At 39.1% G+C, this 8009-nt stretch carries 8 protein-coding genes and 1 pseudogene; 6 read left to right on the top strand and 3 right to left on the bottom strand.

The window, feature by feature from the left end:
* Positions 1-454 (top strand): DUF4476 domain-containing protein (locus AB5935_RS20150; protein WP_368327534.1); only part of this gene is annotated, 454 nt, incomplete at its 5' end.
* A 33-nt stretch (positions 455-487) separates the two neighbouring features.
* Positions 488-1099: a DUF4476 domain-containing protein gene (locus AB5935_RS20145; protein WP_007837213.1), complete on the top strand. Its 612-nt coding sequence runs from the start codon at positions 488-490 to the stop codon at positions 1097-1099.
* Positions 1100-1168: 69 nt separating this feature from the next.
* Here AB5935_RS20145 and AB5935_RS20140 read toward each other — a convergent pair whose 3' ends face one another.
* A complete protein-coding gene (locus AB5935_RS20140; RefSeq protein ID WP_005846220.1) occupies positions 1169-1492 on the bottom strand; it encodes a heavy metal-binding domain-containing protein in 324 nt (107 codons plus the stop codon).
* Between the two features lie 218 nt (positions 1493-1710).
* On the opposite strand from AB5935_RS20140, the gene AB5935_RS20135 reads away from it, so the two are divergent.
* Together AB5935_RS20135 and AB5935_RS20130 are read left to right on the top strand one after the other, a co-directional pair.
* Positions 1711-2190, top strand: coding sequence for a cytidine deaminase (locus AB5935_RS20135; protein WP_008652806.1), 480 nt, complete (start codon positions 1711-1713; stop codon positions 2188-2190).
* Positions 2187-2546, top strand: a pseudogene (locus AB5935_RS20130) (DNA glycosylase AlkZ-like family protein); the annotation flags it as partial. The gene AB5935_RS20135 and the pseudogene AB5935_RS20130, both read left to right, overlap by 4 nt.
* A gap of 130 nt (positions 2547-2676) precedes the next feature.
* Here AB5935_RS20130 and AB5935_RS20125 read toward each other — a convergent pair.
* Together AB5935_RS20125 and AB5935_RS20120 are read right to left on the bottom strand one after the other, a co-directional pair.
* Complete coding sequence (locus AB5935_RS20125) at positions 2677-4188, bottom strand: SGNH/GDSL hydrolase family protein (RefSeq protein ID WP_007837208.1); 1512 nt, start codon at positions 4186-4188, stop codon at positions 2677-2679.
* Between the two features lie 188 nt (positions 4189-4376).
* Positions 4377-5996, bottom strand: a complete 1620-nt coding sequence (locus tag AB5935_RS20120) for an ABC-F family ATP-binding cassette domain-containing protein (protein ID WP_005846213.1) — start codon at positions 5994-5996, stop codon at positions 4377-4379.
* A gap of 177 nt (positions 5997-6173) precedes the next feature.
* Here AB5935_RS20120 and grpE point away from each other — a divergent pair, with 177 nt between their 5' ends.
* Both grpE and dnaJ read left to right on the top strand, forming a co-directional pair.
* Positions 6174-6794, top strand: a complete 621-nt coding sequence (grpE, locus tag AB5935_RS20115) for a nucleotide exchange factor GrpE (protein WP_038608953.1) — start codon at positions 6174-6176, stop codon at positions 6792-6794.
* A gap of 19 nt (positions 6795-6813) precedes the next feature.
* The gene (dnaJ, locus tag AB5935_RS20110; RefSeq protein WP_038608951.1) at positions 6814-7989 is read left to right on the top strand and encodes a molecular chaperone DnaJ; all 1176 of its coding nucleotides are present in this window, start codon (positions 6814-6816) and stop codon (positions 7987-7989) included.
* Positions 7990-8009: the final 20 nt, after the last annotated feature.

Below are 8009 nucleotides of genomic sequence, written 5' to 3'. Positions count from 1 at the left end.
AATTATTATCGATTTTGTAGACGGAATGGTAACAAACATGGATTCTTTTGAGCCCAACATTACTCCGCCTCCAGTTGCAGTGTGTCCGCCAAATGAAATAATTACGGTAGTTCCACCCAGCCACCCTGATCATTTTGGCCCGCACAGACCAAAACACAAAGCTATGAATCCACATGATTTTGAAAACCTCTATAAAAAAGTAAAAAACAAAGCATTTAAGGACGACCAAATGGAATTATTATCTGTAGGAGTTGTAAACAACTACTTCACCTGTAAACAAACTGCCCGACTCATGTCCATATTTACATGGGACGATGAAAAAATGAAAGTATTAAGAATGGTTTCCAACCGCATTGTAGACCGTGAAAATGGAAAAGAAATCATCAAGACACTGGATTCTTTATTTAAACAAGATGATGCACGTAAAATATTGGGAATCACTGACCGATGGTAATTCAACCTAAACAACACACAAAAACATAAATATATGAGAAAATTTAAACAATTATTATTGCTTGTTATCAGTATAACACTTGTCGGCTGTCATACCACAGGAAGTATCAAGCAGAAAGCATGGAAGGTACAGCAGGGAATGACAACAGAAGAAATAGGCCAACTTCTTGGAAAACCCGATTTCCGACGTTTCGATGGTTCTTTGGAACAATGGGAATATCAGAGCGGAGGAATTGCAACGTCTTGCAAATTTCTAATTATCGAATTTAGAAACGGAAAGGTAACAGGCATGGATTCCTACAATGAAATAGCTAAAGAAACTTCAGTAGGAGACCTATATTCCAGCAAAATATCCCTCCATACCGTTGGTTCAATAGACGATAACGAATTTGAAAAGATATACAATGAAACAAAAAATTCCGTGTTCAAAGATTCAACTCTGGAAAAGGCCATTATAAATAAAAAATTAAGTTGCGCACAATGCCTTAAACTTATGTCACTTTATACTTTTGATAATGACAAGTTAAAAATGTTACAAGTATTGAAAGACCATATAGCTGACACAACAAATTACGATAATATTGTCAACTCACTAGATTTCATTTCAAGTAAAAACAAGGCCAAAGAGATATTAGGAATACCCTAATACAGTAAAAGCAAACGTACCTGTTGCAATAAACCTAAAAAATATTGCAACAGGCACATCTGCTTTACCTCAATCTTCTATTCTGACAGCTGTGCCGCTTGCGGTTACCATCAGCATACTACCACTGTCCCCCACAGTTTCATAATCCAAATCCACCCCAACTACAGCATTAGCTCCCAATAAAGCAGCCTGATCCTGCATTTCTCGTAACGCGGTATCTTTAGCCTGTCGAAGTACTTCTTCATAAGAACCGGAACGACCGCCTACAATGTCACGAATACTAGCAAAAAAATCACGAAACAGATTAGCGCCGATAATAGTTTCACCTGTTACAATGCCATAATATTTGGTTATACGTTTTCCTTCGATAGTAGGTGTTGTTGTTGCTAACATAATCTTTCTCTTTTTTAATTATATATTCATTAGACGCACAAATAAAAGAAAAAGTTGCAACTTTCTCCTTTTTTATCGGTAACCATATTATTCTTTTCACATTCAACTCTGACAAGCAATAAGAAAGTAAATAAATTAAAAACCAGATTTTAGAAAAGAAACATTGGGAGATTAAAAACAAAACATTACATTTGCAGGAAAACAAAGAGGAACGTATCATGAAACAAATCAAACTGGAAATAAACATAGAGGCTTGCCATTATAACGAACTAACAGAGAAGGACCGCAAACTGATAGACGCTGCGTGTGAAGCAACGAAAAGAAGCTATGCTCCTTACTCACATTTTGCTGTTGGAGCCGCCGCACTGTTGGAAAATGATATCGTTATTACCGGAACCAATCAAGAAAATGCAGCCTACCCATCTGGTCTTTGTGCAGAACGTACCACTTTGTTTTACGCCAATTCTCAATATCCGGATCAAGCAGTAAAAACACTTGCCATTGCTGCCCGCACAGAAAATGATTTTCTTGACACACCTATTCCTCCTTGCGGTGCCTGTCGGCAAGTATTATTAGAAACTGAAAAACGATATGGAAAACCCATGCGGATACTGCTTTATAGTAAGACTGATATTTATATATTAGAAAACGTAAGTGGACTTTTACCTTTATCGTTTGATGGAAATTATCTGAAATGATACCTACCATCCGTCTGCACAGCCAACAGTTAATAAATCCAGTTTTAAATAATCCGAAAGACCTCGTATCATGGATGGGAAGCATTCAAGCGCAAGATTACACTATGTCCAAATGAGCTATTGGTATCCGGCTAGAGGCAGGAAATCTGCAAACAGTCAATGAGGCACTGGCAAAAGGATATATATTGCGCATTCACGTCATGCGTCCTACTCGGCATTATGTAGCTGCTGAAGATATACGCTGGACACTGAAACTTTCATCCCGACGCATCATTACTGCCAATCACTCTTTTGCCAAGTCCAGAGAGCAAGACATTTCAGTTGACATTTACAACAAAGCAAACCGACTATTAGAAAATCAAAAGAGAATTACTTTCCCTAGCGGAGAAAGAATACCTCACTTTTTCCTCCGAACAGTAAGTAATTTGTAAATGGATTATTTCTGCGTCATCACATTTCAAAAATAATTCATTACATTTACATTATTCAGTATTGCAATATAAAACTCTCAGCTACTTTCAAGAAACGTTCATGACCTTTTTCATTCAAATGTGCAGTATCTGTATTATTTTTGCTGTTCTGAAAATATATTTTTCTAAAATGATCATTATTTGCATAAATTCCTCCTTTTCGGGCGCTGTCAAAAATAGGAATACTATAATTTCCACAAACCTCAATCATAGCATCCACCACTTTCTCAGCATCACTTCCCGCAAAGTTTTTACAGTTCCATCGGGTAAAGAAAAAAATCTTAGCTGTGGGATACTTTTCAATAAGCCCTTCACACAGCATTGCCAGCCTCTCTTTAAATACATCAATACCGCCAATTGAATCCAATTTAAAACCATCATTGTGCCCACCCACAACAATAACATAATCCAAATCATCCGGCATTTCCTTATATCTTACATACATCGCTTCCCCCCAACGCGGGCTACTATAAGCAATGCTGCTGCCGTTCTTGCCATAATTTAAATATTCCATACCATGCTTCTCGGCAAATTTATAATGCCAGGTATTCTTAACAGGTTCCTTATGATTCTTCACATAACTATCTCCAATAATTCCCAAACGTTTTCCTTTCAATTCATCAGTCCTGACGATAACTCCTTTAATAATTTGTTCCAACTGCTTATATACCTGTTGTCCCAAATACTCTGCCGAATGAGCCGTAAAATGAAGTCTGTCATTTAGCAATTCTGCGCCTGACATATCTATCAGGTGCATGTTCGGATCTTCAGCAGCCAATTGCTTCATCGCATTCTCCACTTCTCTGCTGAAATATTTATTACTTCGGGCAACAGTACCAAAAATAAAAGGCAAACGAGAATAATCCTTTCCGGTTTTTTCTGTCAGATGCATACGCACATAAGCCACCATTGTCTTCAAGTTACGGTAATAATCTTTACTTTTAGCATAATCACTTTCCCCCTGATGCCAAAGAAATGCATCTATCTGATAGCCATCCTTCAGCCGGGAAAGAGTTTTGTCTATACACATGTCTATCTCTTGAATGAAAGAAAGCAACAAAGAATTTCCTCCATCAGAAGTTGGCTTAGCCTGTGCCAGCCATTCAGGAGCCGCAGACCAAAAACGTCCCTTGGAAGCATTATAATCAGGTGCAATGGAAGTTCCGCCAACAGCCCATTTCACCACATAAAATTTCTCCTGCAACAACTGCTCCAACCAATAATATGTCACTGCATCAAAAGCCCACATATTATTTTTTCCGCTACGTTTGGCACGAGGCCAGAAAGGAATAAATTCTCCTTTCCCGTCATTCTGAGCTATCTGACAATAACGGTAGGCACCTTCGGTATACGTCAGTGTGTCCGTAGCCAATGCTTTAATATATGCCGGCAAATCTTCATTAGGAGTTCGTCCATCGGTATTAGACTGTCCGGCAGTTATAATCACATGTACAGGATTGGAAGCCATCGTATTCAAGCTAACAGCTGCAAAAATCAAAATCAAAATTAAGTTTTTCATAAGTATCATTTCATGTTTTTAATGGACACAAAAATAATCCTAATTCTAATATAACGACATGGATTATCGTCCATTATCATAGATTTTTGAACTCATTATGATTCATACAGAATGAGAATTGCGGCTAAACCATAAAAAAAGAGCCACAGGAACAATGGCTCCCAATGACTCTTTCTTTTTCAGCTCATATTTATAATTTAATTATCTCCATACATACGCGCACGCATTTCTTTAATATGATCAGAAGTGATGTATTCATCATATTCCATCATCTTGTCAATGATACCATTCGGGGTCAATTCAATAATACGGTTCGCCACCGTTTCAATAAATTCGTGGTCGTGGGAAGAGAACAGCACATTTCCCTTATAAGTCTTCAGATTATTATTGAAAGCCTGAATTGATTCCAAGTCCAAATGGTTAGTTGGAGTATCCAAAATCAGACAGTTCGCATTACGCAACTGCATACGGGCAATCATACAACGCATCTTCTCACCTCCGGAAAGCACATTCACTTTCTTCAATACTTCCTCTCCGGAAAACAACATACGCCCCAAGAAACCTTTCATATAGACTTCGTTACCTTCGCCAAACTGGCTCAGCCAATCTACCAAATTCAAATCACTTTCAAAGAAATCCGTATTATCCAAAGGCAAATAAGCCGTAGTAATAGTAACGCCCCACGCGAATTTACCAGCCTGCGGAGTACGATTTCCATTGATTATTTCAAAAAAAGCAGTCATGGCACGCGGATCACGGCTCAAAAAGACAATCTTATCTCCTTTTTCTACATTAAAATTCACATCATTGAACAATACCATACCGTCTTCAGTTTCCGCACGCAAGCCGGATACTTCCAAAATCTGATTACCCGGTTCACGATCCGGAGTAAAGATGATACCGGGATATTTACGGGACGACGGCTTAATTTCATCTACATTCAGTTTCTCCAACATCTTCTTTCGGCTGGTTGTCTGCTTGCTCTTAGCCACATTGGCACTAAAACGACGGATAAATTCTTCCAACTCTTTCTTCTTCTCTTCAGCTTTAGCCTTCTGGTTCTGCTGCTGGCGAAGTGCCAACTGACTTGATTCATACCAGAAGCTATAGTTACCGGCAAACATATTCACTTTACCGAAATCAATATCTACAGTATGAGTACAAACAGAATCCAAAAAGTGACGGTCATGACTTACCACCAACACCGTGTGTTCGAAATTAGAAAGATATTCCTCCAGCCAAGTCACCGTATCCATATCCAAATCATTGGTAGGTTCATCCAACAACAAGTTATCAGGATTACCGTAAAGTGCCTGTGCCAACATGACACGCACCTTTTCCTTACCGCTCAGTTCCCCCATCAACATATAATGCTTGTCTTCCTTTATGCCCAACCCACTCAACAAAGAAGCTGCATCACTCTCGGCATTCCAACCATCCAGTTCGGCAAACTTCTCTTCCAGTTCAGAAACTTTCAAGCCATCTTCATCTGTAAAATCAGTTTTCGCATACAGTTCTTCACGCTGTTTCATAATGTTCCACAACACAGTATGTCCCATCATAACCGTATCCATGACTGTATATTCATCCCACTTAAAGTGATCCTGGCTCAATACAGACAGACGTTCGCCCGGTCCTAATACCACTGAACCCTTAGTCGGTTCCAGCTCACCTGAAATTGCTTTCAAGAAAGTAGATTTTCCGGCGCCGTTCGCACCGATAACCCCGTAAATATTACCATTGGTGAACTTCATATTTACGTCATTATACAACACTCTTTTACCAAATTGAATGGCCAAGTTCGAAACTGTAATCATCCTAATATACCTTATTTATATAATTATTCTATTTTGAAATTGCAAAGGTAGGTATTTTAATTCAGAAAAGTATGCCAGTGTGGCAGAAATTCCGTACTTTTGCAAAATTATCACTCTAAGGAAACAACTAGGCACGAAATTTGTTAGCAGTAAATTAACCTAAAAGACCTGACTGTTATGAGTAAAAATAAGAAAAACAAAAAGTTTAATAAGAATATGAACCCAACAGAGAAGAACCAACCTCAAGACGAGGAAGTTTTGAAAAATCAGGAAGCGGCAGAAGCTGCCATTGATGAAGAAACTCAGAAAGAAGCAACAGAAGAACTGAACGCTGAAGAGAAGGTGAATAAGGAATTGGCGGAAGCTCAGAAAACAATAGAAGAGCTGCATGACAAATACCTGCGTCTTTCAGCCGAATTTGACAATTACCGTAAACGCACCATGAAAGAGAAGGCCGAATTGATTAAGAATGGTGGAGAAAAGGCCATTACTGCCATTCTCCCTATTTTGGACGACTTGGAGCGTGCTGTAAAAACTTCAGAAACTTCGGATGATGTAAAAGCAATGCGTGAAGGAATTGAGTTGATCTACAACAAATTCCTGAAAGTATTGAACCAGGAAGGACTTCAGAAAATAGAGACTGACGGTGAGAACTTTGATACCGATTATCACGAAGCAATTGCATTAGTTCCAGCTCCTTCTGAAGAGAAGAAAGGGAAAATATTGGACTGTGTACAAACCGGTTATAAGCTGAATGACAAAGTAATACGCCACGCCAAAGTAGTTGTGGCTCAATAAAACAGTATCATAAAACGACATGGCAAAAAGAGACTATTACGAAGTTCTGGAGGTGGACAAAACAGCCACCCTTGATGTTATAAAAAAAGCATACCGCAAAAAAGCAATACAATATCATCCGGACAAGAATCCGGGGGATAAAGAAGCGGAAGAAAAATTCAAGGAAGCAGCCGAAGCTTATGATGTGTTGAGCAACCCGGATAAACGCGCCCGTTACGATCAATTTGGACATGCAGGAATGAGTGGAGCCGCCGGTGGCGGTTTTGAAGGATTCGGACAAGGTATGTCCATGGATGACATTTTCTCTATGTTCGGTGACATCTTCGGTGGACATGGAGGAGGTTTCGGAGGCTTTGGAGGTTTCGGCGGTGGCGGACGTTCCGCACAACGCAAGTTCCGTGGTTCAGACCTCCGTGTAAAAGTAAAACTGAACTTAAAAGAAATTTCTACGGGAGTAGAAAAGAAATTCAAACTGAAAAAGTACGTAACATGTGACCATTGCCATGGTTCAGGAGCCGAAGGAGAAGGAGGAACGGAAACGTGTCCCACTTGTCATGGAACAGGAAGTATCACCCGCACCCAACAAAGCATTTTTGGAATGGTACAATCACAAAGCGTATGTCCACAATGTAACGGAGAAGGGAAAATCATTAAGAACAAATGTAAAGCTTGTGCAGGAGAAGGTATTGTATACGGAGAAGAAGTCGTGGAAGTGAAAATTCCTGCCGGTGTGGCTGAAGGAATGCAACTTTCTGTCAATGGAAAAGGAAATGCGGGCAAACATAACGGTGTTCCCGGTGATTTACTTGTTGTCATAGAAGAAGAATCCCATCCAGACCTAATACGCGATGAAAATGATTTGATTTACAATCTGTTACTAAGCGTTCCGACTGCTGCTTTAGGAGGTACTGTAGAAATACCAACTATTGATAGCAAAGTAAAAGTAAAAATTGAACCAGGCACCCAACCAGGTAAGGTCTTACGCCTAAGAGGTAAAGGATTGCCCAACGTCAATAGTTATGGTTACAGTAACGGTACAGGTGATTTATTAGTCAATATAAGCGTATATATTCCAGAAACATTGAATAAAGATGAAAAACAAGCACTAGAGAAAATGCAAGAATCGGATAACTTCAAACCGAATACAAGCATTAAAGAAAAAATATTCAAGAAGTTCAAAAACTTCTTCGATTAATTTTTATACTACAAAGTGTC

It is taken from the genome of Phocaeicola sp. RTP21198st1_B8_RTP21198_201120 (genome assembly GCF_040929485.1).
Classification (GTDB): domain Bacteria; phylum Bacteroidota; class Bacteroidia; order Bacteroidales; family Bacteroidaceae; genus Phocaeicola; species Phocaeicola dorei.
This window is presented reverse-complemented; position numbering and strand designations above follow the sequence as displayed.

Excerpts from the sequence above, each read along its gene's own strand:
- AB5935_RS20145 (WP_007837213.1), top strand. The coding sequence starts at position 488 with ATGAGAAAATTTAAACAATTATTATTGCTTGTTATCAGTATAACACTT.
- AB5935_RS20140 (WP_005846220.1), bottom strand. The coding sequence starts at position 1,492 with ATGTTAGCAACAACAACACCTACTATCGAAGGAAAACGTATAACCAAA.
- AB5935_RS20135 (WP_008652806.1), top strand. The coding sequence starts at position 1,711 with ATGAAACAAATCAAACTGGAAATAAACATAGAGGCTTGCCATTATAAC.
- AB5935_RS20125 (WP_007837208.1), bottom strand. The coding sequence starts at position 4,188 with ATGATACTTATGAAAAACTTAATTTTGATTTTGATTTTTGCAGCTGTT.
- AB5935_RS20120 (WP_005846213.1), bottom strand. The coding sequence starts at position 5,996 with ATGATTACAGTTTCGAACTTGGCCATTCAATTTGGTAAAAGAGTGTTG.
- grpE (WP_038608953.1), top strand. The coding sequence starts at position 6,174 with ATGAGTAAAAATAAGAAAAACAAAAAGTTTAATAAGAATATGAACCCA.
- dnaJ (WP_038608951.1), top strand. The coding sequence starts at position 6,814 with ATGGCAAAAAGAGACTATTACGAAGTTCTGGAGGTGGACAAAACAGCC.